This window comes from Shewanella canadensis, assembly GCF_003966225.1.
GTDB classification, from domain to species: domain Bacteria; phylum Pseudomonadota; class Gammaproteobacteria; order Enterobacterales; family Shewanellaceae; genus Shewanella; species Shewanella canadensis.
Genome location: NZ_RXNU01000006.1, coordinates 89,396 through 115,739, shown reverse-complemented (window position 1 = coordinate 115,739; position 26,344 = coordinate 89,396). Strand labels below are relative to the sequence as shown.

At 45.1% G+C, this 26,344-nt stretch carries 26 protein-coding genes; 10 read left to right on the top strand and 16 right to left on the bottom strand.

The annotated features are described in order from the left end of the window. Positions 1 to 136: 136 nt before the first annotated feature. Positions 137 to 694, top strand: coding sequence for an NnrU family protein (locus EKG38_RS12975; protein ID WP_126520673.1), 558 nt, complete (start codon positions 137 to 139; stop codon positions 692 to 694). A gap of 151 nt (positions 695 to 845) precedes the next feature. Here the strand turns inward: EKG38_RS12975 and EKG38_RS12970 are convergent, their stop codons facing one another. The 3 genes from EKG38_RS12970 to ohr form a co-directional block, all read right to left on the bottom strand. After that, complete coding sequence (locus tag EKG38_RS12970; RefSeq protein ID WP_126520672.1) at positions 846 to 1,373, bottom strand: type II secretion system protein; 528 nt, start codon at positions 1,371 to 1,373, stop codon at positions 846 to 848. A gap of 273 nt (positions 1,374 to 1,646) precedes the next feature. Beyond that, the gene (locus tag EKG38_RS12965; RefSeq protein WP_126520671.1) at positions 1,647 to 2,033 is read right to left on the bottom strand and encodes a DoxX family protein; all 387 of its coding nucleotides are present in this window, start codon (positions 2,031 to 2,033) and stop codon (positions 1,647 to 1,649) included. Positions 2,034 to 2,113: 80 nt separating this feature from the next. Beyond that, positions 2,114 to 2,536, bottom strand: coding sequence for an organic hydroperoxide reductase Ohr (gene ohr, locus EKG38_RS12960; RefSeq protein WP_126520670.1), 423 nt, complete (start codon positions 2,534 to 2,536; stop codon positions 2,114 to 2,116). Positions 2,537 to 2,816: 280 nt separating this feature from the next. Between ohr and EKG38_RS12955 the strand changes: the two genes are divergently transcribed. Both EKG38_RS12955 and EKG38_RS12950 read left to right on the top strand, forming a co-directional pair. Further along, positions 2,817 to 3,278 carry a hypothetical protein gene (locus EKG38_RS12955; RefSeq protein ID WP_126520669.1) on the top strand — a complete coding sequence of 154 codons (462 nt, stop codon included), beginning with the start codon at positions 2,817 to 2,819 and terminating at the stop codon, positions 3,276 to 3,278. A 147-nt stretch (positions 3,279 to 3,425) separates the two neighbouring features. Then, positions 3,426 to 4,424, top strand: a complete 999-nt coding sequence (locus tag EKG38_RS12950; RefSeq protein ID WP_126520668.1) for a lipid A deacylase LpxR family protein — start codon at positions 3,426 to 3,428, stop codon at positions 4,422 to 4,424. 118 nt (positions 4,425 to 4,542) lie between these two features. Here the strand turns inward: EKG38_RS12950 and EKG38_RS12945 are convergent, their stop codons facing one another. The 8 genes from EKG38_RS12945 to EKG38_RS12910 form a co-directional block, all read right to left on the bottom strand. Further along, the gene (locus tag EKG38_RS12945; protein WP_126520667.1) at positions 4,543 to 5,772 is read right to left on the bottom strand and encodes a response regulator; all 1,230 of its coding nucleotides are present in this window, start codon (positions 5,770 to 5,772) and stop codon (positions 4,543 to 4,545) included. A gap of 122 nt (positions 5,773 to 5,894) precedes the next feature. Continuing rightward, on the bottom strand, positions 5,895 to 6,803 hold the full coding sequence (locus EKG38_RS12940; protein WP_126520666.1) for a diguanylate cyclase: 909 nt from the start codon (positions 6,801 to 6,803) through the stop codon (positions 5,895 to 5,897). Then, entirely contained in the window at positions 6,796 to 11,193 is a 4,398-nt protein-coding gene (locus tag EKG38_RS12935; protein ID WP_126520665.1) for a response regulator, read from the bottom strand. Before EKG38_RS12935 ends, EKG38_RS12940 begins: the two co-directional genes overlap by 8 nt. A gap of 346 nt (positions 11,194 to 11,539) precedes the next feature. Next, positions 11,540 to 12,109, bottom strand: coding sequence for a type II secretion system protein (locus EKG38_RS12930; RefSeq protein WP_126520664.1), 570 nt, complete (start codon positions 12,107 to 12,109; stop codon positions 11,540 to 11,542). A gap of 73 nt (positions 12,110 to 12,182) precedes the next feature. Next, a complete protein-coding gene (locus tag EKG38_RS12925; RefSeq protein WP_126520663.1) occupies positions 12,183 to 12,476 on the bottom strand; it encodes a putative hemolysin in 294 nt (97 codons plus the stop codon). Positions 12,477 to 12,622: 146 nt separating this feature from the next. After that, on the bottom strand, positions 12,623 to 13,303 hold the full coding sequence (locus EKG38_RS12920; RefSeq protein WP_246033158.1) for a hypothetical protein: 681 nt from the start codon (positions 13,301 to 13,303) through the stop codon (positions 12,623 to 12,625). A gap of 506 nt (positions 13,304 to 13,809) precedes the next feature. Continuing rightward, positions 13,810 to 14,604 carry a hypothetical protein gene (locus EKG38_RS12915; RefSeq protein WP_126520662.1) on the bottom strand — a complete coding sequence of 265 codons (795 nt, stop codon included), beginning with the start codon at positions 14,602 to 14,604 and terminating at the stop codon, positions 13,810 to 13,812. A gap of 351 nt (positions 14,605 to 14,955) precedes the next feature. After that, entirely contained in the window at positions 14,956 to 16,236 is a 1,281-nt protein-coding gene (locus EKG38_RS12910) for a serine hydrolase domain-containing protein (RefSeq protein ID WP_126520661.1), read from the bottom strand. 229 nt (positions 16,237 to 16,465) lie between these two features. On the opposite strand from EKG38_RS12910, the gene EKG38_RS12905 reads away from it, so the two are divergent. The 4 genes from EKG38_RS12905 to EKG38_RS12890 all read left to right on the top strand — a co-directional run bounded on the left by EKG38_RS12905 (position 16,466) and on the right by EKG38_RS12890 (position 20,677). Then, complete coding sequence (locus EKG38_RS12905; protein WP_126520660.1) at positions 16,466 to 17,110, top strand: hypothetical protein; 645 nt, start codon at positions 16,466 to 16,468, stop codon at positions 17,108 to 17,110. Positions 17,111 to 17,415: 305 nt separating this feature from the next. Continuing rightward, positions 17,416 to 19,557, top strand: a complete 2,142-nt coding sequence (locus EKG38_RS12900; protein WP_126520659.1) for an LruC domain-containing protein — start codon at positions 17,416 to 17,418, stop codon at positions 19,555 to 19,557. A gap of 25 nt (positions 19,558 to 19,582) precedes the next feature. Beyond that, positions 19,583 to 20,164: a hypothetical protein gene (locus EKG38_RS12895; RefSeq protein WP_126520658.1), complete on the top strand. Its 582-nt coding sequence runs from the start codon at positions 19,583 to 19,585 to the stop codon at positions 20,162 to 20,164. Between the two features lie 177 nt (positions 20,165 to 20,341). Further along, the gene (locus EKG38_RS12890; RefSeq protein WP_126520657.1) at positions 20,342 to 20,677 is read left to right on the top strand and encodes a hypothetical protein; all 336 of its coding nucleotides are present in this window, start codon (positions 20,342 to 20,344) and stop codon (positions 20,675 to 20,677) included. Positions 20,678 to 20,727: 50 nt separating this feature from the next. Here the strand turns inward: EKG38_RS12890 and EKG38_RS12885 are convergent, their stop codons facing one another. Then, on the bottom strand, positions 20,728 to 21,717 hold the full coding sequence (locus tag EKG38_RS12885; RefSeq protein WP_126520656.1) for a sensor domain-containing diguanylate cyclase: 990 nt from the start codon (positions 21,715 to 21,717) through the stop codon (positions 20,728 to 20,730). Positions 21,718 to 22,010: 293 nt separating this feature from the next. Beyond that, entirely contained in the window at positions 22,011 to 22,334 is a 324-nt protein-coding gene (locus tag EKG38_RS12880; protein WP_126520655.1) for a winged helix-turn-helix transcriptional regulator, read from the bottom strand. A 199-nt stretch (positions 22,335 to 22,533) separates the two neighbouring features. Here EKG38_RS12880 and EKG38_RS12875 point away from each other — a divergent pair, with 199 nt between their 5' ends. Together EKG38_RS12875 and EKG38_RS12870 are read left to right on the top strand one after the other, a co-directional pair. Continuing rightward, the gene (locus EKG38_RS12875; protein ID WP_126520654.1) at positions 22,534 to 23,325 is read left to right on the top strand and encodes an SDR family NAD(P)-dependent oxidoreductase; all 792 of its coding nucleotides are present in this window, start codon (positions 22,534 to 22,536) and stop codon (positions 23,323 to 23,325) included. A gap of 53 nt (positions 23,326 to 23,378) precedes the next feature. After that, the gene (locus tag EKG38_RS12870) at positions 23,379 to 24,035 is read left to right on the top strand and encodes a cupin domain-containing protein (protein WP_126520653.1); all 657 of its coding nucleotides are present in this window, start codon (positions 23,379 to 23,381) and stop codon (positions 24,033 to 24,035) included. 118 nt (positions 24,036 to 24,153) lie between these two features. Here the strand turns inward: EKG38_RS12870 and EKG38_RS12865 are convergent, their stop codons facing one another. From EKG38_RS12865 to EKG38_RS12855, 3 genes are all read right to left on the bottom strand, one after another. Further along, a complete protein-coding gene (locus EKG38_RS12865; protein ID WP_126520652.1) occupies positions 24,154 to 24,411 on the bottom strand; it encodes a hypothetical protein in 258 nt (85 codons plus the stop codon). Between the two features lie 243 nt (positions 24,412 to 24,654). Further along, positions 24,655 to 24,834, bottom strand: coding sequence for a pleiotropic regulatory protein RsmS (gene rsmS / locus EKG38_RS12860; RefSeq protein WP_126520651.1), 180 nt, complete (start codon positions 24,832 to 24,834; stop codon positions 24,655 to 24,657). Positions 24,835 to 25,046: 212 nt separating this feature from the next. Further along, positions 25,047 to 25,808 carry a transporter substrate-binding domain-containing protein gene (locus EKG38_RS12855; RefSeq protein WP_126520650.1) on the bottom strand — a complete coding sequence of 254 codons (762 nt, stop codon included), beginning with the start codon at positions 25,806 to 25,808 and terminating at the stop codon, positions 25,047 to 25,049. A gap of 256 nt (positions 25,809 to 26,064) precedes the next feature. Here EKG38_RS12855 and EKG38_RS12850 point away from each other — a divergent pair, with 256 nt between their 5' ends. Next, the gene (locus EKG38_RS12850) at positions 26,065 to 26,304 is read left to right on the top strand and encodes a hypothetical protein (protein WP_126520649.1); all 240 of its coding nucleotides are present in this window, start codon (positions 26,065 to 26,067) and stop codon (positions 26,302 to 26,304) included. The last annotated feature ends 40 nt before the right edge of the window (positions 26,305 to 26,344 follow it).

Genomic DNA, 26,344 nt, shown 5'->3' with positions numbered 1-26,344 from the left:
TAAATTAATCAAAATAGTTCAATACGTTAAAACAAAGTAGGGGGATAGCCTTGTTGTATTCAGTGAGGCTTTTATCACCCCAGTGATTTGGGCTCAAAATTCAAAAACAGTAACACCATTTTATAAGGAGATTGGCATGACAGCTTTATTATTGGGAATGGTGCTATTTATCGCCATTCATCTATTTCCAACTCAGGTACAAGCTCGGCAAGCCTTGATAGATAAACTGGGGAGAGTTACCTATCTGGCGCTGTTTTCCGTCATTTCACTTATCGGTTTTGTGCTGATCATCAATGGCTTTGGCATGGCCTCTAAGGAGCAACTCTGGCAGCCACTGACTTTCGCCAGGCCACTGGTACACGCCATCATGCCACTGGTATTTATCTTGCTTATTTCAGCCTATCTCAATACCCATATACGCGCAAAGCTCAAACACCCAATGTTGATTGCCACCTGTTTATGGGCTTTAGTGCACTTGCTTGCCAACGGTGACCTAGCCTCCAGCGTACTATTTGGCGGATTCTTCCTCTATGCCTTAACCGACATTTTACTGGCAAAATCCAGAGACAGTATCGTACCCAAAGGTGAACCTAAAGCTAAGTTCGACGCTATCGCTGTGGTGGTTGGACTGATTGTCTATGGTTTAGTACTGCGCGGCCACCAAACACTATTCGGTGTGCCCGTGATCGGCTGATGGAATGGTGGACGGATAAGATGGGGGGGGATTTGCTCCCCCTTGATGAGCTACTTTTGATAACTTAAGTTTTTGATAACTTAAGTTTTTGATAACTTAAGCTTTTGATAACTCGTCTAGTAAACAAGGAACAGAATTAATTTAAGCTGGCTCAACAGCCTTCGATCACAACCTCATAAACCGGCGCGGCTTTTGGGTCATCCTGATTACAGGTAGCGGGATTAGTCGTACCGTAGGCTTGCTGGTACATAAAATAACATTGGCTGGATTTTATATCACTCTGGTCAAAGCCAAAGTAGACCTTATCGACACCCTCAAATTCAGAGCCTAAACGGTCATCGCTGTAATTTAATCTCTTAGCCACATCGGTATTATCCAAGTATCCGCATTTCAAACGAGTTTCGAATACGCCGTCACCGTCAACATCTACATCGGTAAGGTCGCCACGGCCCGGTACGGGCTGAGCCCGGTAGCTGGATAGTTTAGATAAGATATACATCTGCTTATTTGCCTCAACAACCGAGGCGTCGAATTGTTGCAACACAGCATCTTTAGCATCGCCGCTCAGGCTAATGAATTTACTGGACGAGGTGACAGCCAGAATCCCCAATATAACAATAACGACGACGAGTTCTATAAGCGTAAATCCATCCGAACTTGAGTACTTCTTCGAGTCCATTCAATTAACCAATACATTCAAACGTTTTCAGGTGGCTAGATTTTGCCCATGATAGGAGCAGAGTTCAAGCTAAATGGATGACGAGAAAGGTAAAGACAGATCTATCTCTCGTCTTCTAATCGCCGATGATCCCAGTCTATGTCTAATACTGAAAAAAGCTAACCGATTTGAGTTAGCCGTTTTCATCTAAATCTCAATGCTATTTTTCAGAGGCTGAATAAGCTCAGTTATACTCTCCATTATTCAAGGCCGGATAAGCCCACAGCCTTAAGATTAGTTTTTATCTTTGGATTTTTCTCCAGAGTGACCGGCTAACACAAGCAGCCCTGCCAGGATCCCAAGGTTTTTAATGAAGTTTTGCATCTCATGGGCGGCTTCGATTCCTGTGAAGTTCCAAAAATCATGCAAGCTGACATTTATCACCACCACAAGCAGTGCAAGCAGTATCGATACCAGCGCGGTATAACGGTTCATCAACAGGGCAATGGCGGCAGTGATCTCGAAGATTGCCGCCGCAGCCAGCAGTTGAGGGATCATGATCATCCCATGGGCTTCCATTAAGGTGATATGCATATCCCAACTGACAAATTTCATAATACCGGGCAGTAAGAAATAAAGTGCCAGCATTACCCGCCCCACAGTCACAAATTTTTGATTCATCTTCGTTCTCTCTCAACGGCCTGTATGAATTAGCCCTTAATATTAATACCCTAACTCATATATTCAGAGCATCGCTAAAGTTAGATGCTCTCGCCGTTTACCGTTAGCGCCACATCGATATTGTTACGAACCGCATTTGAATATGGGCAGACAAGGTGCGCTTTCCTCACCAAAGCTACGGCTTGTTCTTGAGGCAACTCCAGCTCTACGGTCAGGGCAACGGATAATCCAAACCCGCCCTCTTCTCTGACTCCAATACCCACGGTTGCAGTTACCGGCGCTTGCGTTAAGGCCAACTTACCTTCACGGGCAACATGCAACAGGGCATTTGAAAAACAGGCGCTATAACCTGCGGCAAAAAGTTGTTCCGGGTTGGTCGCCTCTCCCGAGCCTCCCATCTCTTTAGGATAGCTTAATGCTAAGGATAACTTGCCATCATCTGTTGCGACATTGCCATTACGTCCTGCGCTAGCCGTTGCTTGAGTGCTATATAGTGCTTTCATTGTTTAACTCCGTATTTAGTAAAAGGGGCACATTACCTAAACTTCCGATAAACATCACCGATAAAGATTGTGCGCAACTGAATTAACGTAATTTATACCACGCCGACAAGTTGCGCGCAACTCAATTGCGCGCGATTCATATTATATTAAACAGTATTAGACAAATGGAAGTGGAAAAATATCATCACTAAGTCGATACAGAACGGTGCTTTATTCAGCGTGAGTTAAGGGCGTATCGACTAGCCTTGATGAGAAAACATCGAGTTTTAGGGGGAGAGTCATGAGAAAGATAATTGTTGGCGTCTGTATTTTACTAGGCTCTGGTGCCAGTTTCGCGGATGAGTTCAATCGTGAGCTTTGGACCCTACAGCATTCTCAAGCTCAAGCCGCTATCGTCTCAAGCCACGGATACCAGAAGATGAAACTTGTCGACACTGGTGCGGGCAAAGCGGTAGTGGTTTTTACCCACCTTGACGATCTGGCTTATTGTGGCGGCCAAGATGCGCTGTTTAAGCCCATCCCCACCAGCATAGATGTCGAACTCGAAGTCAATAAAGCATTACAGCTTCTGTCATTTCCTGCATTAATTGGATGCAATCAGGGCGTCTCTTTCGCAGAGGTTAATGGGAAAGCCAGCATGAAACTCATTGGTATAATGCAAGGTGCTGCTCGGGTGCAATTTTATGATCAAAGCTTTTCATTAAACGGATTCGAAGCGGTATCCAAACAAGTGATCCACTAAGTCGATAGTCTATACTGGTCTTGGCTCGCGCTCCATCTTGATAAAGTTATACAAAGCGTCACATCTATTCCCTTGAAGAGTTGCCAGGGATCTGTTTATGCTCAAGAGCATACTTTTATCACTTACTGTCGTTTATTGGAGCTGAATATGAACTATCAGGTTTCAAAACGCTTTATCAGTACCTCTTTTCTGTTACTCATCTCTCCTTGGGTAAGTGCAGGGCAATGGTATCTGCAGGTAGATAATGACTTCGTCTTCAGTGATGACGGTAACTATACCAACGGCTTAATGCTTGGTTGGGAGAGTGCTCCGGTGCAAAACCTGGATGACACAACCTCCCCTATACGTTGGCAAAGTTTGTTTAGCTTCAAGCAGAACGATGCAGAACAAGCATGGGGAGTGAAACTCACACAGCAGATGTGGACACCCGGTGAAATCGAGATTGAGACTCCTCAACCCTACGATCGACCCTATGCCGGCTACTTAGCATTTGAAAGTCATACCGCAACTTACGGAAAAAACTGGGCCCAGAAAAACTGGTTATCATTGGGTATTTTAGGACCTGCTTCCGGTACCGAGCAGCTACAGGAGGTGGTCCATAAGCTGACGGGATCATCGACACCAAATGGCTGGCAACACCAGATTGAAAATCAATTTACAGTTCAAATTGCCTATGAGGTAGATGCGCTCATTTTGCGGAGAGATGCATTCAATAATGCATTTATAGGTGAAACCCAATGGGAGCTGAGCGGCTTTAGTCATTCACAAGCCGGGAATTTTCGCAGCGAAACGGATCTAGGGTTAACCTTCAGATGGGGAACTAATTTATCAGACTCATTTGGTCGCTTAAGCCAGCATACTGGTCAATTCGGAAATATCTCAGCCACCGCTAAGTCCAGTAACTGGATATTCTTCACCCGGGCTTACCTAGGTTATCGATTCAATGATCTGACCATAGATGGCAGCCTTTCCTACGACTCCCATGTTGAGCTTGAAAACAATCAGGCTGGTGTCACCACCGGCATTATCTGGTCCCATCCAAGCTGGTCTCTTGCATGGAGTTTTAATGCTTACACCAAAGAGTACCAGAGCGATACCGATGAATGGCATGGTTATGGCTCATTGATCATCAGCTGGCAGTTGTGAACAAGTACTAATACCTGTGAGCATCAGCACCATGAGACATGCTTAATCCCAATATCTACTTAATTAAATCCCCCCCCCTCAAAAAGACAGGTTCTAAACTGAGGCAACAATAAGAAAGTCATGACCTCATATCAGCCGAGTTTACCTCAAAGGGAGAACGCTCATTACGCGCAGATCCTTCATAACCGCTATCATAAACATCGTCACGGTGAGTGTTATCGTTAAGAGTATTGAAAAAATCATATAAGCTTTCGAGTATCGTGCCTAACTCTTTGCTCACCAGCTGTGTTTCACCCTGAGTCTCTTCTATCTTTAACGATGTCTGATCTGCAAGAGCCATAAGTTGTTTCTCCTGATCATCCTCCAGCCCGAGCCCAAAAAGCATCCCCTCTAATTGATTGACCATACTATGCATGATCCCTTGAGAATGCCTGTCATGTTCAATCAGTCGCTCGGTCGTTAACTCCAATTGCTTCTCGGCAACGGCAATAACCTGAGTAAAAATGAGCTGTCTTTGCTCAACCATCTCCTCACGTGTTTTTAAGGTGGCCAGATGAGCACCTGCGATATCCATTAATACAGCAATATGATCCCTGAACCTTCCGCATCGTTTCTCATCATCTAAAGGCATATCCTTGATAAGCAAGACGATATGCGGCGCTCTGATAACGGTACGGATCCCCACACTCAATATTCGTTCACTATGAACAACAAACCGAGAAAGCACTTGTGCTTCCATACTGTTTTCGCCGCAGTCCACAAAAACAACGGAGCCGGTGTCAACTCTCGCCACAGAATGCATCCCAAAGTTCCTGAGAATGCTTATGATGGCAAGACCCACCTCATGGGGATGCTCAATGGATTGTACATCCTTAATAAATTTAACTATCTGGCCTAATTCACTGCTGACAGTCATGGCCTCCATGGCTATCTCTGTTGCTTCGAATGCCGACTGCTCGGCATTAAACACCTCTAAATACCGCTCGAGGCAGGCATCGACTTTTTCATTAAGCACTTCCGGATCGGCGGGTTTAACAATATAATCATTGGCTCCAGCTTCAAAGCCTGCCAGCCTTTCCTCAACGGTATCGAGGGCTGATACGAAAATAATGGGTAATTTTGCAGTGACTGATTCTTTTCTCAGTGCAACACACACCTCATAACCGGTTAAGCCCGGCATATCGACATCCAGCAGTAACAGATCCGGAATGGACTGCTTTATCATGGTCAGGCAAGTTTCACCGCTATCGGCTTCGGTAACACGATACTTATCCTCAAGCATCCCCCTGAGTATTAAACGACTAATAGCAGTATCATCAACGATTAATATATTAGAACCTTGCTTCATCTCTGACTCTCCGGTAAATGCTTAACTTAGCCGCTTTAACTCATTCAGCCACATAAAATGGCGGTACTGAGTGAAACGCCCTGAATGATTTTCTACTAATAATTTTTACGAATAATTTTTTGCTAATAGTTTTCATCACAACTTAACTGAATCGTGGCCGGTACGACTCTATTTCTTCCCAACTCTTTCGCGCGATAAACGGCTTCATCGGCGCGCGCCAATAGTTGTTCGAAACTCTCTTCATTAGGCCTAAGCTCTGCCACACCAAAACTGGCGGTGACAGGGATCCCTGCCGGCATTAATCGTTCAATTTTCCCCCTTAACATCTCAGCCTTTTCCTCGGCACTTTCTATTGAGCAATGCTCAAACAAGGCAACAAACTCCTCCCCACCGAAACGTGCTACCACATCCTCTTTGCGATTACTCTCGGCTAAAACTTTAGCAACGGCCTGCAGCACACTATCCCCGGCCTGATGGCCGAACTGATCGTTGACCAGCTTGAAATGATCGATATCTATCATCAATATCGACAATGGATTGCTGTGGCGGATAGATTCCGCCACTTTTTGATTGGCAGCTTCGATCAGGAAGTGTCGGTTATAAAGCTGGGTAAGTTGATCGTGCAGCGCCATATTGCGCAATTCATCACTCTTTTGTTTCAACATGATCTGAGTACTTACCCGGGCGGTAACGATAGCGGGACGAATGGGCTTAGTGATGTAGTCTACTGCTCCGAGTTGTAAGCCATACTCCTCCTCATCATCACTATCTCTCCCAGTCACGAAGATGATAGGCACATGCTGAGTATGTGGATTAGCCTTAAGCTTCCGACATACTTCATAACCATCCATTTCTGGCATAACCACATCCAATAAAATGAGATCAGGCAAGGGCGCAGTGCGTGCGAGTTCGAGACATCGCTGCCCATTCATTGCAATTTTTAGCCGATAGTCTTTTTTTAAACATCCAGCCAAGAGTTGAATATTGGTCCGTGTATCATCAACGATCAAAATAGTTGGTAAGTCATTCATTAACCAGGTCCTTGTTGAGTATCGAGTGACTTTCAGTTAGCGCTTTAGTTAGCAGTCTTAATGTAGTTGTGGCTTCGGCATGCTCAAAATCGGCCAGTTGATTCAGTAGCTGGTTACACCGTTCCTGCATGGTTGTATTTTCGCTCGCCCACTTTAGACTGGAAAAATCATCCACATCGATATAACTGCCATCCTCGAGAAGGTTGCCAATATCCTCCAGCATCAGATTTAACTCATCCTCACTAATGCATTTCTGTTGCTGAAGTTGCGGGACATTGTTACTTTGAAAGTCTTCGATACAAGCTTTCAATTCACTATAGGCCAAACTAAAAGCAGGTATATTTTTCTTAATCGAATCGATATCGAAAATTTTCGCTGCTGACTCAATCGTTTCGGCCTCTTTCCGTAGCATTTCTGCCCCTATATTAGCCGCAACGCCCTTAACCGTATGCGCCGATTGCCTGAGCTGCTCGATATTTTCACATTCTGCTGCAAGCAAGAGTGAATCTACCCGAGTGGGGATATCCTCCATAAAAAGGGTCACGATTGAATTAAAGAGTGACTCCTTCCCCATGGCTCGCTTCATTAAGCCCTCTCTATCCCAGGTCTGGCATTCACCCACTTGAGCGTCTTGTTCATTAGGCTTTGATTCAACAGGAGGAGAAAACAGATCCGCTTCTTTTCCTCCTTGCTCACCATGATTAACGGTAAGCCATTGATATAGTTTTATACGCAGTTTGTCTGAATCTATAGGTTTAGAAAGATAGTCACTCATCCCGGCATCTAAACACTTCTCTTTATCTCCCATCATGGCGTTTGCCGTCATCGCCACAATAGGAATATCAAGATATTGTTCACCCGCATTTCCGGCTCTGATCTGCCTGGTGGTCTCGTAGCCATCGAGCTCAGGCATTTGACAGTCCATCAATATCAGTGAGTATGGCTTGCTGCCACCTTGCCGCAACTGTTCCAATGCCAACACGCCATTATCTGCAATCTCTGCAGGCAAACCTAAATCTTCTAAAATCCCCTTGGCAACCAGCTGGTTGACGTAATTATCTTCGACTAAAAGAATGTGGGAATCTTCGGGCCAGCGAAACTCCTTCCCCTCCTCAACATGGCTCAATGACTGTAGGTAATGATGAGTCACCAATGGCTTTGCCTCTTGAAGGACTTTGCCTCCTTCAGAAACAATCGATAAAGCATCAAATAGATCGGATGTCGTTGTGGGCTTAGGGAAATAGGCACTAAAACCGAGTTCGGCGAAGAAGTTTGCATCACCAATTTGTGACATAGAGGTCATCATTACCAGTTTAATCGGTTCAAATCTTCTGTCTGCTTTTAGCCTCTTTCCCAGCTCGGCCCCGTCCATATCGGCCATCTGCATATCTAAAAATGCCACATCGAATTGTTGCTTATCCGGATCTTCAAAATACTCTTCACAGATTTGAATGGCCTCGGGGCCACTCTTAGCTTCGACTACATCGGCTCCCCAATATTCCAGCTGACCACGAATCACCTCTCTATTGGTTTCATTATCATCGACGACCAGTAACTTTAAGGCGGTAATATCGACCTTAGGCACAACCAAGTGTGAATGTTCACTTCGCCCTAAACTCACCTCGAAGCTGAAACAACTCCCCTGCCCCTCTTCACTCTCTACCGATACAGATCCTCCCATCAGGTGGCAGACTTTATCGACGATGGCGAGCCCTAACCCGGTTCCGCCGTACTTTCGGGTCGTTGAAGCATCCACCTGACTGAAAGAGTCAAACAATGAGTCCATTTTATCCTCTGCGATACCAATGCCGGTATCTGAAACCGAACATTTGAAACGCCATAATGTCTCATCATCACAGGGAGTAAGCTCGGCCTTAATGACCACCTCCCCCTGCTTGGTAAACTTAATCGCATTACCCGTAAGGTTAGTTAATGCTTGTCGAAGACGCCCGGGGTCGCCATTGACTATAGAGTGCTCGACCCCTTTGACGTCTAGTATGAGCTCAAGATTTTTATCCTGTGCCAGATGCGCCATACCTTCGGCAAACTCTCCCAGCATACCGCGTAAATTAAAATCTAAATTTTCGAGCTCAAGCTTACCGGCATCAATTTTAGAATAGTCGAGAATATCGTTGATAAGAGTCAGTAAAGATTCAGCACTCGATTGGGCGATACTCACTCTTCGGCGCTGAAAATCCGACAATTTAGTATTGAGTAACAAGCCCAGCATACCCAGCACGCCATTCATCGGGGTGCGTATCTCATGACTCATGCTGGCCAAAAACTCACTCTTGGCTTTGACCGCCTGCTCGGCTCCCTCTTTAGCCAACATCAGCTCATTTTGAATATTCATACTCTCGGTAACATCCCGAAAACTCCAAACCCGACCAAGGACCCCACCTTCGGAGATCATAGGAAGTGAAACTCGCTCAAATACCCTGCCATCTTTAAATTCTAAAGTATCGAATAACTCAAGCTCAGGCTCTGTGTAGAGCCGCTCAATACCTTGTATAAAGGTTTTTGGATCGACAAGTTGAGATTTTGCGTGATGGGCGAGCACAGAGTCATCGCTTCCAATCAAGTTATCATCTGTTATCTTCCAGAGTTCCATGAAACGATTATTGACCTGCAGTATCTTGCCTTGAATGCTGGTCACCAGGATGCCGTTATCGGTAGATTCCAGTACCGAATGCATCAAAGAGAGTGCTTCATTGGTCTTTATCGATGCGTTCATTCGTTCGGTGATATCGGTGCGAATGGCAATATAACTATGGGGATTACCATCAGCATCTTTAAGCGGAACAACCGTCGTATCGACCCAATACAAGGTGCCATCTTTGGCTCTATTACAGATCTCGGCGTTCCATACCTCTCCCTTAGTGATCACCTCGTACATCTGTTTAAAAAAGCCCCGGGGGTGATGACCCGAGTTGAGTATTCTGTGATTTTTACCCAGAAGCTCTTCGGGGGCATATCCACTGATCTCAGAAAAAAGCCGATTAACATAGGTGATCGTGCCCTTAAGGTCTGTCACGGCGACGATTGAATGCTGATCGAGTGCAAATTTTTGCCCCTCTAAGCTATCTATTGCCGATTGAGTTTGTTCATTTGCCTTGTATAGGGCCTGCTCATGAGCCTTTCTTGAAACCAGCATAGAGTTAAATGCATCGGTCAGTTGGCCTATCTCATTATGACTCTCGATGGTTATTTCACCCACCTCCTTCCCGGAGGCCATCTTCAGGCTCGCCGCCGCTAACACCTTAATCGGATATGTGATTTTTCGAGTGATATAGATAGCCGATATGATCACTACTAAAGCGGTTAGCATGACTAAAAACATGGTTATCTTGCCTAACCAGTTTATTGCCGATAACGCTTCATCCCGCTCTAACTCGCTAATGAGTAGCCAGGTCACATTAGCCAGTTTCACCTCCTGATGAATGCCAATGACTTTCTGGCCATTAGGACCTATATACTCTGAGGCCGACTCTCTAATACTTGGCTCAACCACACCAGCATTCCTGCTATCGCTGTTGCGCAATTGATATTTGTCACGCCAGGAGTTAAATTGAAAAGTATCAATTTTTCTCACAAGCACTTCATTCCAATTATCTTTTATGGGCGTTCTTAATGTGCCATCTTCAGCTATCAGGTAGTGTGATAACGAACTATGCCCTCCGATAGTAGAACCTAATAGATTCAATATCTTCTCAAACTTTAACTGGATAGCGAAAACCCCGATGGGCTCTCCAAACTCATCAAACAGGAGTACACTGATGAAACCCGCAATAGACTCAGATGACGCTTCATAGCGCTCTAATCCGGAAAAATTAGCATCGCCGGTATCAAGCGCTAAACGAACACCGGTCGAAAACAGCGAATCTCTGAATTGTTCACTAAAAATATTCTGACCCAGATCCTCCTCTTTGGTCACGGTAAAGAGGATATTTCCCTGCGTATCGAGCAAATACAGATCGCTGATATAATCATACTGATGAGCCTTCGCCAGAAGCTCATGCTGATAGGTGTCGACTATCTGCTCCCACTCAGAAGTTCGAACATACTCATCGCCCTCCAATTTACTCCTCTCCAGCCCCGCAATAAGTGACTGCAGTAAGAGGGAGTTATTGGGAGAAGCGGCTTCAACATTAAGGTCGACCATTCGATACTGAAACCAGTTCTGAATGGCTTTTGTGCTCAATAAGGAGGACTGAGTCAGCTCCTTTTGCAACTCATTGACCAGGCTCTGTTTCGCTTGCTCATAACTAAACCAGGAAACTCCAACCAATGGGATTAATGAGAGCATCAGAAACCATAGAATCAAACTGAGACTCAAAGAGCCGTACTTACTTTTAGCAGGGCTATCTATTTCATTCGGCTTATCGTCCATATTCACCTTTTAACTATCACTATTGACTGCTCCGATAACGTACTGAATGCAAAACAAGGTTGAATTTAGCTTAGTAGAGCTGGTGAGATAATTCACGAAAAGCGGAAATAAAACAGAGACAAGGGAGATGACGACTCGAACAAATACAGGAAAAAGGCAACGACTAATAGTAAGTCGCACAAATTTTGATAAGTTTGTCATTCCATAAAGTGAGGGACAAACTTATACGGAATCTAAGGGGCTTAAGTCCAGCTATATCCCGGATATCTGGTTCCTCGCCACTTGATGCCGGGATAATGGGATGACGAAAGAAGTCAGTTTTCAGATACGACTCAGCATCATACTCTTAGCAACCCGAATCCATTAATTCGACTCTAACCTTATCTTCCAGCCCATTTATGCCCGAGTATTGCAAAAAGCATTCTGAGTTGACTGATAAACCTTTGGGCACAAAATTGACAAAATTATCATTGCCGTGGATATAAATACCCCACTGGCGAGTAGCGACAGAGGACTCATCCTTGAGATGTTCAGCATCTAATGCTAAAACCTGAGTGATACTTTCATATACGGCGGCACTATCAATGTTCTTTGTGCTGGCTTTTTGTGACACCGGCAAAGAGGAAGGGATATGACCATAGGTCAATACGGCGCTGCCTAAGCTTCCTCCCAGTTGAACGTCGGCCACAGCTTGCCGCTCTTTTCCCTGTAGCACAGCTTTAGAGTAAACCAGCTGGTTTCCGCTTGAGATAGCCCCTCTTACACCATTTAATACCGAACGGTGGGCATCACTTTTTAAATTGATAAACTTGGGCGCCGCAATCACTGACAAAATACCCAGAATGACAATCACGATTACGAGTTCGACTAAGGTAAAACCTGAATCTGCTTTTAAAGTAACACTTGATGCATGCATTAAATTTTCCCTCTGAGGCATTAAAAACAACCGCTATAGATCTATAAGTAGCCAGATTAAATAAGAGAAGATGTTATTTATCTTGATGTTCTCGACGATACAATTCCCACTCTTCAATGACTTCACCAGTGGGAAGCGTGCAAACACCTTGTTGTCCATCGGGACCAGTGACAATCTCCAGCTCTCCACCCAATGCAAGGCAGTAGTCGGAAGCCGGGTTACTCATGTTTACCATAGCGGCCTCTTCATGAATGGAACATGCTGCAAGGGCTAAGAAAATAATACCCAGACCGACACCGATAAAGACGCCATTAATCATATTCTCAAATGAGATCTTGCTAAACAAACCAGGGTTCATATTTTTCATGAAATAACTCCAGATAATCTTCGATATCAGACAGATAAGCTCTCACTTATCGGCCTGTAGATATAACAAAGCGCCCGAGTGGACGCTTAGCGATAAGGTTTATCGTTTATGGCTTATCATTTATCGCTTTTCATCTAAATCAGGACTTAGAAACGGTAACCGACAGTAAACATCACAGTGCTGAAGTCTTTGTCGTCGATTGAGTAAGATACGGCTCCGGCATCGGTACCTCTGGCGTCGAGTATCGAGCCCGTTCCTTTCATATCACGATCGCCGCTGTGGAAGGTATAATGCAAGTTGAAGTTCAGGCCGTTATCCATATAGTATCCGACACCAATCATAGGCTTAATCACGGTGCTGCTAGCGGTGTTTAAGCTTAGTTCTGCGATATCTACCGCTTCTTGTCCAGGAGTCGCATTATTAAATTCATATTGGCCCACTGCTTTTAGCTTCGAAAACTCGGCGCCGGCCTTAACTGCCAACTGCCCTGCACCCACAGAAAACTGATAGCCAAGATATAGAGTGTGAGCCTTATAATCATTTCTTTCACTGCCACTGACTTGAATCATCTCGACATCAGGGGCACCAGACATGACGTCTGTTTCAAAGCTGGTATTCATATTCTGACCTTTCTCGGCACCGCTGTAGGTATAACCAAAAACGAAGTCACTGTACCCCGCTTCCAAACCGATGGCAGCCTTGGTTCCCATGGCCTTACTGTTTGAAACACCAACCATAGGGTTGATTGTAAATTCACTCGCACTTGCCGAAGCGGATAGGGCAAGCATTGAAGTTAAGGCGCACGCTAATAATACTTTTTTCATCATAATTCTCTCTGGTTCTCTGAATGTGTTGGCTTCATGCCAGGTTGTTCACCTTTGTGAGCCAAGCTGCAATAGCGGGTCACCAGTGAACGACTAAGGGTTAAAAAGATTTAACAGAGAAGGCTTTCCCTCTCTTCGTTAAGATGAGTTCATGATATAGAGGGCCGATTTACCAAACATCATTAAGAAATTTGATAAGTCTTAGAGATACAAAAAAGGAAAATTGCCGCTTTAGTGTTACTAAATGGTGACTGTTTTTAACGGACGGTTACTGAACAAACAAAACTGTCAAAATAGAGTTATTCCCGAGACATTTTTTTATGTAACTAGGTTATTCAGCAGGCAAAATCTTAGTGATATAGAAGGAAAGCTAAATAAAATGCATAAAAAAAGCCAGTCGGAAATACCAACTGGCTTAATAAAAACCGTCAACCTATTTTAGTACTAGACACATCAACTTAATTTAGAACAAACATGAATATCGAACTTAAGTTATTTCCCCCACATCCCTAGAAGTAATAGGAAACTCCAACTTCAAACTTATTGTCGTTATCTATTTCACTCATAGGCGTTCCTATAATATTCATTTCGGCATCGGTTCGGGTATAGGTATGGCTCACCTCGGTCCACCATTTACCATCTGCGCTTATTGGCATACCGAAACCAGTTTTGACCTTGAATATATCGGCAGACACTTTTTCGCCCTTACCATTGCTACTTGGCTCACCATCGAGATGCATAAACTCTGGTTGAATAACAAGATATTTGCCCATGTCGCCTATGGCGATAGAGCCAAAAAGGTTCACCTGATAACCCGTTAAATCGAATTTACCATGCTGATGCTCAGCCTCTCCCTTTACATAAGCCACGTTAGGAAAGATAGATAATGCTTCCCAGGGCGTGGTCACTTTTGCAATGGCCCCCAGGGCAACGATATCTGTGCTGACATCCTTATCGTCACTCTTCCAACCTTTCATGTAGTCGACAGAGAATCCAGCCTGTGGAAGCACTGAGCTGCCGGTATCTAATACTTGAAAATAGCGAAGACGCGAGTTCTGTGCTTTCTTGCCAAACTCATTGTTCTTGGTAGCGACAGCATGCTCAACCAGGCCGATGTAGTTATTCCCTTCAGAATAGGCTCCGGCAATGCCTAACATGCCGTTAAGCTTGCCTTCATTGTCTATGGTGCCATAAGCAAATGAGTTAACGGCGGTTAAGTCTGAAGGATCCGGCTGCTTGTCGCCGGCAAAAGCCGCACCAGAAAAACCGATAACCAGCGCGATAGAGATAAGTGTTTTCTTCATAATAAATCCTCAAAATCATAGATACTGAAATGGTTAACTGAGTGGGCTACGAAGGCTAAAAGGCATTGAGATAATTAACTTTCCAGCACTCTGCTTTAGTTAATATTCTAAGGATTAAGCTTGATTAAGCATCATTAAGAGGGTTAGTAATACGGGGGTAATAGAAGCCATAAAAGTAGGAAGTTGGAAGTTGGAAGTAGGAAGTAGGAAGTAGGAAGTAGGAAGTAGGAAGTAGGAAGTAGGAAGTAGGAAGTAGGAAGTAGGAAGTAGGAAGTAGGAAGTATCAATCATAAGAGAACGATTTTAAGAAAGGGGGGCCATCCGTGGCTTCAGAGAGTCCATAAACTTTTACTAAACTTTATCCAGTGCCAGCTTATCCAAAATCGCAGGAATAATCTGCTGAAAAATTAAGATGGCCATCCGTGGTGGCTCCATATCACCGAAACCTGAGTTCATCGCAATAACCGTTTGGCTTTTAGGCTCTATCACCAAGATCTGACCATGAATTCCGACCATGGCGATAAACTTATGTCCTTTAATATCGAGTACCCTGAATTGATCCTTATACCAACCTGTCGCAAGCGCCGACTCCTTGCCCTGCTGCCAGGCAAAACGAACTTTATCGTCACCTTGAAAGAGCGCATCGATAAACTCGGCAGGGATGACTCGTTCGCCCTGTTGATTAACCCCTTTATTGGCGATGATCTCACCCACTTTAGCGAGATCTCGGGTTGTCATATTCAACCCTCCCGATGCCACCACTTCAGCATTACGGTTACTCATCCACCTGGCAGGCTGCTGCGCCCCAATCTTGCTCCAGATTTGCGACTCAAGCAGTTCTGATAACGGTTGGCCCTGTACCTTCTCGACGACTTTACCTAAAAGCTCAGTATTCACATCCAGGTAATCATACACCTTGCCTATCGGCCTGTGGTTATCCAGAGTCTTGGCATAATCCATCACACCGCGCATATCCGGATATTTACTGTCGCCGTTCCAATCTTGGGCTTCAGTCATGCGGTCGTCCCACAGCTTTCCTTCGCTGAACTTAACACCTATGCCTGAACGCATATCGGCAAGCTCTTGCACCGTCGCATCCTCAAAACCCGTTCCTTTCAGCTCGGGCAGGTAATGAATAATGGCTCTGTCCATATCCAGCTTGCCCTGCGCTACGGCAATAGAAGCCAATAGGGATGTAAAAGACTTAGTCACTGACATCTGCAGATGTGTCTGCTCAGCGCCATAACCATTCCAGAAGTGCTGATGCACTAAGACCCCTTTGTTAAGCACCACCATAGAGTGATTTTTCAATCGGTCTCTGAGCAGCACTTCTAAGCTGTGCTCGCCGTCGAGATCAGCAGCTGTCAACTGCAACAGTGCTTGAGGGCGCTTTGGCCATTCACGAGGCTTAACATCGACAGGCAGTGAGATCTCCATATGAGGGGTAAACCGATACGCATTAGGAAATGTCGCTGCAGCGTGAGCTCCATGGTCCCAGTTATCCTGAGTGACGCCAAAAGCTGCCGATTGCTGGACAAATGCGTTATCGACAGGCTTAAATTCCACCGCTTGTGCCTGATAACCTAAGGCTAAGGGAAGCGCCAATAATAGTATGGATGCAATGCTCTTCATCTAAAATCTCCTGAAAAGAAACTTGGTAACGCTTGTTTAAATAGCGATGTAATTTCTATTACGCTACAGACTTCATGGGCCACACTATGCCAAGCAGCGCTTCACTATAAAACAATATTCCTATTAGTGATTTCTAGTGATAAACCCCTCATTCAAGTGCTTAGCGGTATGCAGTGAAGTCATAAACAGGTAATATTGAAGTTACTTTTTGAAGCGCTATGAGACTAAGATGACAACAAAATTATCACCTAAAGCTAAGGCAGAACTTGGCAGCTTAATGGTCAATACTTCTGAGCTGGTTAATCTGTTGTCGTTACTCCCTAAAGAGCAATTAAGTGAATACCCACTACTGCAGAAGGAGCTTATCAGTAAGCATCCAGGTGTCAGAGATTACAACAAGGCAATTAAAGATAAGCTGTTCTCTAAAGAGGAGTACAGAGACCGGATCCTCGCAAAGTTAGACCTTTTCGCTTACGAATTGGCTATCTCACTCAATACCGACTACTTAATTGAACGTATCAATCTATTGGTGGGTGCCGACATCGACAAGATCGACGAGCTGGCGATGAATGAGATTGGCGCCGATGTTCTACAGCGTATATTAAATGATCTGAGTAATCACGTTCGTAAGCAAGTTCAACCTAAGGGCGACCATCCATTTTTGGCTGAACGTGGCAGAATCGATCATAAATTCTGGCGACACTCAGATAAGGCATTCGATGCCTACTATGAAGGGTATAATACACAGGCAGCGCTCGATGCCTGGTGCCAGTTAAATCTCAGTACTCGTTGCCCACAAAGCTTTATTCGCTGGATGAAAGCCTATGGCGATCCGCGTGAACTCAGTGAATGGTGTAGTTACATCGCCAATTAAGTAATACCTATTCGTATAAAAAGTCGGTCTTAAAGGCCCACTCAGCATTGAGCACAATCGAGAACCGTTGAGCTCAATGCTGAATAATACCAATCGGTATAAGTTTCTCACCCTACAAATTTCACCGCTTTTTAACCCTATTTTCCTGCCCTCCTTCCAATTGCAACTTGATTCGCAGTTTGCACCTCCTTTCAACAAACCAACAACAAACTAAATATAACAACCTGATAATTTACACTTTTAATTTATGGCATATCCCCTGCATTTAACCCTCTACACAGAGAAGATGGATATAGGGACGCCCAATGAAAACAGCATACTGCTCGGTTATCACCACGTGTTTATTGCTCAGCCAGGGAACGTCATGGGCGGCAGAGTTTTCTAACTGTCCAACTCAAGCATTTATCATACAAACGCCCTCTTCAGTGCCTATCTCTTATGGCGTGGAGCTGGCGACAGGAAGCTATGTCATACTTTCAAACGACATGAATCGCATTAAAGCCTATAACGGTGTCGGATATAATTATCATGATAACTACATTTATGGCTGGGATTACGAAAGCAGTACCTTAGGTAAGACTGGCGATGATTACATTATCGAGCCGTTAAACGTCACTAAGGATACCTCGGCCGCCGCTGCAGGTAACTTCTTCGTGGGTGATGTCGCCATCGATGAAAATGTTTGGTACGGGTATAAAAAAAACAAAGGCTTATTTAAAATCCCTCTCGATGACCCTAATAACTATTCAATGTCATTGGTTGCCGGAAGCACCGGTAATGCCACCTATAAGATAACTGACTTTGCCTTCCATCCCAGTAATGGATACATCTATGCAGTGACCAATGGGGCCACTGGTAGCTTACTGCAGATAGATCCCTCAGATGGTTCGGCTAATAACTTAGGTGTTGTGGTCACCTCATCGGGTTCAAATTTTACCTTCGGTGCCCAGTTCTTCGATCCTGACGGAACCCTTTACCTCAGCAATAACAGTGACGGAAAGATCTATCGCCTCAATGTCGAGGAAGCGAACCCCAGTGCAGATATATTTGCTTATGGCCCCTCATCATCGAGTAATGATGGCGCCCGCTGCGCCTTGGCCGAGGTCCCCGTCGGGGATAATGTTGACTTCGGTGATGCCCCAGACTCATACGGCACCTATATGGCATCAAACGGTGCCAGACACTCGATTATCGACGACTTTTACCTGGGCTCACTCGTCGATAATGAGGCTAATGGTTACCCATTGCCGCTTTCTGATGACAGCAGTGATGGCATAGATGATGAGGATGGTATCAGCTTTCCGACTGGCTTCGAGCTGGGAGAATCGGCTGTAATATTAGCGACCGCTACAGGTACTGGTGGTTACCTCAATGCCTGGTTCGATTGGAATCAAAACGGCAGTTTCGACAGTGATGAACAGGCAATTATCGGCCATGCACTTTCTTCTGGCAGTAACAGCGTGAGTTTAGATGTGCCAACCTGGGGAAAAGCCGGCCAATCCTGGGCACGATTTCGCTTCAGCAGTTTGGCGGATATCGGTCCGACTGGCGGTGTCGGTGACGGTGAGGTGGAAGATCATCAGATCACCATAACCGAAACCGGGGTCACGATTAATTACTACCCATCATCTTCAAGCTACACCTCGGTTGCCTATGAAGATCTCTACCCCGATCAGGAAGATTACGATATGAACGACGTCATCTTTCACCTGAGATTGATCGAGTATATCAAGAGTAACCAGATAATAAGGGTCGAGTTCGAAGCTCAGCTTGCCGCAATGGGCGCCGCCTACCATAACGGGTTTGCGATACAACTACCCGATGTTGCTATGGGCAAGGTTAAAGAAAACTCCATCGAATGGAGCATAGATGATGTCGCTCAGGCTGGCTCTCCATTAGAGTCGGGACAAACCAATGCCGTATTTATCTTTACCCAAGACTTGTGGGATCACATCAGTTTATCGACCGGGTGTAACTACCTGAGAACCGAATCTGGTTGTGGCACCAGCTATCGAACCACCTGGAAGATGCGAGTCCCCTTCGAAACCACTATTGCCCAATCACAGATGCCGGACTTTCCCTATGACCCCTTCATCTTTGCAACTCCCGACACCGACCACGGCTTAGCGGCCAAGAACGTGGTTGGAGAACTGCCGGGACGTAAGCTCGAGATCCACCTGAAAAACAGGGCCCCGACCGATAAATTTGCTACCGCTTATTTCGGATCGAGAGAGGATAGATCCGACCCCGATGCGGGCCAATATTTCCTCAATGAGAATGGCATGAGTTGGGCTATCGAGATCCCAACGAGTTGGCAACACCCTCTCGAAAGAGAGAGGTTAGATATGACCTACTCGGAATTTCTTAACTTTGCTGCAGATAAAACGGGAAACACCAACCCCAACTGGTACCTCAATGCAAATCTATCACTGATTTTCCAGGATTAGACGAGACAGGAATAAGGAGCAGCTTATGACATTCGCAATGAAACAAAGCATAATCAGACACAGCATAACCAAATTATGCCGAACCATTTTCATATCACCGATTTTGGTCATCACCATTATCTCGACTTTACTCTCGGGTTGCGGCGGAGGCGGTGATGATGGAGCCGGAACCACTAGTGCACCGACCAGCGTCACGCCAACGACTGATACAACGACACCCACGACTACGACACCACCTGAGACCACAACACCGGATCCTGAACCGATACCGGATCCAACCTCACTGGATGATCTGATAGTCGATGCCGACAATGCTATGCAAGCCACTTTCGAACTTACAATAGCCATAGATATCGACTCACAAAAACGCGCCTATTTTTCTCTTTGCGATGAATTCAGTGGCAGTAATAACGACTACAGGGTGAATTTCGAGTCTTGTCAGTACCGGGGGCCGACCGTGAATGGCAAGCTTGATACAGATCTCAAAATTGCCAACCATAATGGGCAATTGATAGCCGTACTTTGGTTCTACGATGGCACGGCACCTAAATATCAAATTTGGCAATATGATGACCAAGCCCAAGATCAGCGACTCACGCTAAACTAGCCAGATTAAACTAATAAAATAAAGCAGATCTCACTTTCGTCGCGCCTCTATTACCAGGTCGGTTAAGCACCGTCCCTGGTTCCAGGGTTCTACGACAACAGTGCGACTCAGTCGCTTTTAGTTGAGCTAATGCTAGCGGGTTCGGCTCTTTTCTCTCAACGCTCTTCATACAGAAGAATGCCATGGTTCAGTGAATTTATCCGCGTGATTTTGGTAGGAATGTCTGTCATCTACGAGGGGGCACTTGCTAAACGTGGCCAACCCCATGATGAAGATTATTTGGTGATCGAAACGGGTGAAGAGGTTGGAATTGAACTTGAGTTAAGCGAGGCTTTTCGATTAATTCCCGGTCAATATCGTGTGGAACTTGAGCCGCTGTACTTCTTCCTGAACAAAGAGCAGTTGAATCAAGAGCCATCGAATCAAAGCCCTCTAAATAAAGAGTCGCTTCGGGGAGAACAATCTCAGGCTTATAAAGTTTATTGCAATGCTGTCAGCCTGAATATTGAATAACGATAACAGTCAAAATAACAATCGATTATATATCGCTTAAATGACTCTTGTTATCGACTCGCACAGATTAACGCTTCTTGCCAGAAGCCATAGTTATGCTTTCCCTGACGCTTAACCTCATACATGGCTTTATCTGCATACTCGCACACAGTGATAAACTCATCATCTGGTTTAAATAGGCTGATCCCAATACTCAGACCAATTGAAACTAACTTCCCGTCCAATTTTATGGGTAAGTGATATCGCTCCAGAAGCTTTTGCGCCACATTAGCAAGTCGTTCCACATCACAGCTCGGATGCAGTATGACAAACTCATCGCCTCCCATACGCGCAAGTTTTGCGTCCTCCCCCACTATGGAGCGTAGTGAATCTGCCACATGGATCAACAGAAGGTCACCGAATCGATGACCATGCCTGTCGTTGATGGCTTTGAACCCATCGAGATCGATAAAGAACATCGCACCACCGATAGTTTCTTCAGCGAGTCTGTTTTCGCAAAAGGCTTTCTCGAGTGCCTTTCGGTTTAACAGGTGGGTTAATGGATCGCCATGTGCTAATTGTGCCAGGCTCAACTCATAACGCTTCTCTTGGGTGATATCAATATGGGTTCCCATGATCCTAAGCGGCTCACCTTTAGGACCATATTCGATAATTCTTCCCCTGTCTGACACCCAACTCACGCTGCCATCTTTATGGATCATGCGGTGTACGGCTTGGTAGGTATCTGACTTGCCTTGAACGTGGTCGTCAAAAGCGGCAATCACCCAATCTCTATCCTCCGGGTGCAGGTTGCCTTTCCAGCTATCAATAGTAGCGGCAAGCTCCTGCTCAGTAAAACCTAACAGATCCCCCCATTCCCGGTTAAAAATAGTGAGTTCACCGGTAGGAATATATTGCTGCCACAGACATAAACCTGTGCCATCGAGCGCCGCAGACAGCTTCTCTTCTACGCTATCTTTTTCGACTCGAAGTTTAAGGTTCTCACTTTGTAACAGTGCTATCTCTTCCTTTAGCTGTGCAATGGTTTGCTTGCAGTCCATATCCTCAACCCGGCTCTTTTACCCATAGAAATAAATAGTAGATTTGTAACAAAAATGTAATTTTTGCTAGTTTAACGGAATCCCCTTCCCTAATGAAGGTTTATCCCGATAATAAAATACCTGTTATCAGCAGCCTCTTTTCCGCACTAAGCAGGAGGCTGTATCCAGATAGGAGTGGGAGAGGAAAGTCATAAGCCCAAGTAAATGCGATCACAATGGCGGTGACAAACATGTGCCATTGGCCTTGGTGAAACCTATGAATTAACCAGAACGGCTGGGCTATCAACCCCAAACTAGGTATTCCCGTCAATTTCTCGCTGAAGTTGACTCAAACTGTCGAGAATAAGCATGAATTTCTCACCAAACGGAGTAACACGGTACTCAACTCGCGGCGGGATCTCCGGGTAACTGATTTTTTCTAAGATGCCAAATTCGACATTGCGCTTCAGGCATTGATTAAGCACCTTAGTCGTTAAACCTTCGACACTGCGCACCATCTCGCCGGGTCGATTGATATCTTGATCCAATAATTGATATACGGTCAGCGACCATTTACAGCCGACTATGGTTTCGACCATGCGGGTACTTTCACTCGGGCCTACTACTCTTTCCTGCATATTTGAAATTTCTTTCTCTTTTAAAGTCATAAAGATGTACCAAAAAGTACCTAGCGAACCAATTTGTGCTTACTTTTTTCACCTGGGGGAGAGGCCTAAGATTACCACACTTAACGAGCTGGCTTCATCCGCTAGCCCATCATCAATTTTAGGCTGACTCAACCATGAGGTTAGCGAATAGAAACAGGACATATCAGTTATGAAATTTACTCAAACAGGTGTGGCACTCATCATAGGCGGCACCAGCGGCATGGGCTTCGAGACGGCAAAACAACTCATCGAGGCAGGTATTGAAGTCGTCATCGTCGGCAATAATGCAACGAAACTCGATAGGGCACTCTCTGAGCTCAACGCCTTAAAGAAGAGCATAAATACCGGCCAAGATAAAGCATCTGGTATTCAGGCCGATCTGTCCCAAGCAAGCCATGTGCAACGCATCACAGACTTTATCGAACAACCAACGACTAACATAGGCTACCTGGTCAATGCCGCCGGGTATTTCAACCCAAAACCTTTCGTTGAGCATAATGAAAGTGATTATGATATCTATATGGGGCTCAATAGGGCTACCTTTATGATCTCTCAAGCAGTGGCTAAAAACATGATAAAAAATGGTGGTGGCAATGTGGTAAACATAGGCTCCATGTGGGCTAAACAAGCCATTAAAGCGACCCCCTCCTCGGCATACTCAATGGCAAAAGCCGGGTTACATACTTTGACTCAGCATATGGCTATGGAGTTGGCAGATTTTAATATCCGGGTAAACGCCGTGTCACCTGCCGTCGTTAAGACCCCAATTTACCGAACTTTTATCGACCCGGCACAGATGGATGAAGCTCTGGCAGGCTTTAATAGCTTCCATCCTATTGGTCGTATCGGTACACCGACTGATATTGCCAACAGTATCAGTTTTCTACTTTCCAGTGACAGTGATTGGGTGACTGGTGCAATATGGGATATCGATGGTGGTGTGATGGCCGGACGTAATTAAGCCTATATAAGCCTTCGAGCTTCGAGTAACATAAGATACAACACAGGTGACATATGCAGCATCTTAATATGGATTTATCTAAAAGAGTCGTTCTCGACTCAAACACCATAGATTGGCTTCCCAGCCCGCTCGAAGGTGTCACCCGCAAGCCTCTGGCGAGGGAGGATCTGGAGAGTGGCCATGCCACCAGCATAGTTCGTTATCAGGCGGGTTCGCATTTCAGTGCTCATAGCCACCCAATGGGTGAGGAGATATTTGTCTTAGCAGGCACCTTTTCCGATGAAGATGGTGATTACCCCCAAGGCACCTATATCCGTAATCCACCTGGCAGCTCTCATCGTCCTTTCAGCACGGCTGGCTGCACCTTATTCGTCAAACTCAATCAATTTGATGTTAACGATACAGAGCGAGTGCGTATCGATACCCGTGCCCAGCCATGGCAAGCCGGAATTGGTGGACTTAAGGTCATGTCGTTGCATGATTTTGAGGAGCAACATACGGCATTAGTCAAATGGCCAGCCAATGAGGTTTTTCAGCCCCACAGACATTTTGGTGGCGAGGAGATATTGGTGCTGTCAGGACAATTTGAAGATGAACACGGAAAGTACCCGACACACACCTGGATACGTAGCCCACATTTGAGTGAGCATCACCCTTTTGTGAAAGAGGAGACAATAATCCTCGTTAAAGTTGGGCACTTACCAGTTTAAGGGGGAGGAGATGGCCGTTCTAACAAAGCCGTTTGGACGGTCAGGACAATCTTCGGGAAAATAGATGATGTTACAGATATCGAGCATCCACTACTTTATCAAGGATGCTGAAACGAGATCACATCAGTTTAATCATCTGCTCACAAAGTAATTTCACCCGTTCTAGCAGGCTTGGCGAAGGTCGTGACTGGTTAAGGGATTGGACTTTCTGATTGGCTCGCTGACGATAATGCTCTCTAATTTCACGACGCTCTTCGGCTCGATTCGCAACCTCTGCAAAACGTTTACGTTGGGTAAGCGTCATGCTCGCCATAAAACTTCGAAATGGCGTCTTGGGCATTTTAGCGGTCAAATTCGTTTTAGGCGTGCTGCACATATTCACTCCTCAAGCTATTCGGCTGTCTCTGATACTGTCTCTTACAGATAGTGAGCGGAGCGCCGAAAAGAGCTAGCCCCTTCATGTGATAAGAGACCGTCCTTGCCTGCTAAAACTTTCATCAAAGTGGTGGCCATAGAATCGCCATCGGATGTTTTTAAGAAATAGGCCTGAAGAGTAAGGAAGCGAGTTTATTTGAACCACTGACTTGGACAAGTTACTTGAACCACTCACTTGGAGCATTTATTTCGAGAGTTTAGCCATCAGATCTGACTTAACCATCTCCAATGCTGACAGCGCAACTTGGGGGTCTATCTCATTACTCTCAAAAAGATAGATAAGGTCGACAGCCAACTGAACTTCAACTGGTGCGTCATCAATCGATGAGCCACTATTCTTATCGGTATTTTCATCTTTTGACATAATATGCAGCTCTTCTGTTAACTATTTTTATTAAGGGATTGTGAAGCTTTAGCGCCAAACCGTAGCGATATCGCATTCGAAGCGGGTATTTTAAATATTTCAGCCACGAACGACAAGTTTGTTAAGAGGTGAATGAAGAATAGAGGCGTGACGAAAACAGGACTGCGGTGTCTCAATTGGCATGATACCTATGTAACTTACCTATGACTTATCTATAGATTATCTATATCGATCTGTAGGTACCCATGGCTATCCAGGTAGTGAAATGCAGTTAAAGCTTGCGGACAAGAGAGGTTTAACCAGATCCCTACGGGGAGCGCTCTGAAAACCGTTTCAGAAAATTGGTAATCATCGGGATTAAGCCCCAATTGCTTCATTAAGGCAGGGCCTGAAGTTTGGTCACCGAAAGCATAATCCACCCTCCCCTTAGCGAGAAGTTGAAGACCTTGTCGGGTGGTTTCGACACTAAAAATATCCATACCGGCCTGTATCATCTCAAAGCCAAGGCCATCACGCTCTAACGCCCTGAAATAGGCCACTCGCTTACCCGCTAATTCGGTTAGGCTGTTCCAGACAAATGGCGTCGCTTCCCGGCGTCGATATAAACCCAACTTTATCGGTTCATCCGCCAACCCGATAAGGCGGTGATCATCGACCGGGCTTTGCGGGGGGTAAAAGCTGGCACACCACTTCCCCTCCTGAACCATTCGATGTGCCCGTGCGGCCGACAAAAACTGAGGTTTCACCAAGGTTGCACTCTGTGACAAGGCATCACTCAACAACTTAAATGCCAGACCATTGTCATCAGAGGTTTCAGAGGTAAATGGCGCATAATCCATGGCAATAACCTCAAGCTCTGCAATCTCAAGCCCTTGAACCTCAGACCCTGCAGCCTTAAGTTCTGTAACCTTAAGTTCTCCGGCTTGGATCATCAGGCAGGAAAAACAGAGTAAGGCACAAGCGGCTCGTAGCATTTTTCCTCCCTAGGCTAATACCTATTAATATAACTCATTAAATTTATTGAAATTGTATATTAGATTATCAGAGTTATTCGCTCCAGATACCAAAATACAACTTAAGTATGGGTCTTAAAACTCAAATTCTCGAACATTAGCTAACGGAGGCGGTACAAAAAAGTCCGGCTATCACTGAATTTCATTAAAATCCGTTTCATCCAACCCCAAGCTAAGGATATACTTCTATCAATATCTAAAAATATAAGATCAACTTATGACTACTGAGACTCAAAAAATCGATTTTTCAAACATCAATAAGACAACGGCTAAGTCTTTCAATGAACAGAAGAACTTAATTAAGCGTCTGTTTAAAGGCAATACCGTACTTTGTGAAACCTGCAAACAACCCTTGAAGCTGATAGTGCCGACAGAAAATGGGGCAGAGAAAAAATACGGGGTGTTCTGCAAGAAGCACTGTACAGACATCGAGCTAGAGATAGAGCTACTACTTTAAGCGTTCATGATAATGGTTCCTGATTTGATCTTGCCTGAAT